Origin of the sequence: Moorena sp. SIO4A1 (assembly GCF_010672065.1) — a bacterium.
Classification (GTDB): domain Bacteria; phylum Cyanobacteriota; class Cyanobacteriia; order Cyanobacteriales; family Coleofasciculaceae; genus Moorena.
This window is the reverse complement of sequence record NZ_JAAHHX010000630.1, coordinates 1-1,565: the sequence shown is the minus strand read 5'-3', so window position 1 is coordinate 1,565 and position 1,565 is coordinate 1. Positions and strand designations below refer to the sequence as shown.

Sequence of the window (1,565 nt, the reverse complement as noted above, 5' to 3'; positions counted from 1 at the left end):
TTGCTGTTTCTCAAAGGCTGTAATCCTAATCATTAATCTTTCATTTTTCATATTTGTGTTGTCATACAGGCATACATTTGCTATGATTATAGTAGGAGGTGATAAAGTTGTACAAGACCATTCCAGTTAAGGCCGTCTTCTCAGATGAAGAGCGTGCTTTTTGGGTATTCCAATGCCAACAAGCCAACAACTTGATCAACTGTGCTACTTATTATGTGAAACAGAAGCATTACGCTTGGTTGGAGGAACAAGAAGCTTTCGCGCCTTACTGGCGTGGAGACGAATTGAAATGTGGATGGAAGACTTACAAATGCAGCACTAAGTACGCTGAACTCTGCAAAGAACTTAAGTCTAATCCCCACTATAGAGCTATGGCAGCCCAGTCTGCTCAACAAAGTCTTAAAACAATAGCAGAATCAATCACTAGTTACAACCAGCTAGTTGGTCTTTACTATAAGGGGCAAGTCGATAAGCCAAGACTTCTTAGGTACAGGAAGAAGGGAGGATTGGCTGCTGTTACTTTCCCTCGTCAACCACTTAAGTACAGGAATGGGTCTTTTTATCCCCCGATCAGCAAGGAATCGAAAGAGGATCTACTAACCGAAATCCCGTTAACACCTCCAGATTTCATCGATCCAGATTGGGTCAAAGAGGTAACCGTTCGTCCGTACCTAGGGGAATTATGGATTGATTGGGTGATCTCGGATGGAAAGCAACCAGTGGAAAATAATCCCAACCTGGACTATTCGCAGGCTTGGAGTTTTGATCACGGCGCAGACAACTGGTTGACAGGTGTTTCAACCCAAGGGAAAAGTTTGATTATTGATGGCCGAAAGCTCAAGTCTATGAATCAGGGGTATGCCCGGTTAGTTGCTAAATACAAAGTCGGAGTACCTGATTTCTATTGGGATGCGAATTTGGATAGGGTACAAAGGAAACGGAACAATCAGATGCGGGATGCTATCAATAAGGCTGCCCGTTTTATTATTAATCGTTGTCTTAGCGAGGGCATCGGAAACCTAATTATTGGCTGGAACGAACGCCAAAAAGATTCAATAAACATAGGAAAGCGTGGCAATCAAAATTTCGTATTCATGCCGACAAAAAGACTAATAGAAAGACTAAAACAGCTCTGCCCAGAGTACGGAATTAAACTAACAATTACAGAAGAGTCGTACACCAGTAAAGCCTCTTACTTAGACAGCGACAGTGTTCCAAATTATGGTGAAAAACCCAAGGACTGGAGACCGTCGGGCAAGCGAGTAAAACGTGGATTGTACAAAACTTCTAAGGGATGTCTGATTAACGCTGATTGCAACGGGGCGGCTAACATCGCCAAAAAAGTAGCCACACAGCTAGGTCTTGATCTGGCCAAGGTGAGTAGGGAATTTTTGACAGTTCCACATCGATATGACATTTTCAAATCCCTGAAAAAATCATATCGAACAAGAAGTGAAGTGGCAGGGCGAGCAATCCCTCGCCCTGCCACGTAAAAACCTTGTATAATCCCCCGTGTTTCAACTGGGGGAGATGTCAATATCACAAAAAAATCTGTCGGATGTACG

The 1,565-nt window shown here is 43.1% G+C and carries 1 protein-coding gene; it reads left to right on the top strand.

The window, feature by feature from the left end; genetic code table 11:
• Positions 1-107: 107 nt before the first annotated feature.
• Positions 108-1,493, top strand: a complete 1,386-nt coding sequence (locus tag F6K53_RS41370; RefSeq protein WP_293086166.1) for a transposase — start codon at positions 108-110, stop codon at positions 1,491-1,493.
• Positions 1,494-1,565: the final 72 nt, after the last annotated feature.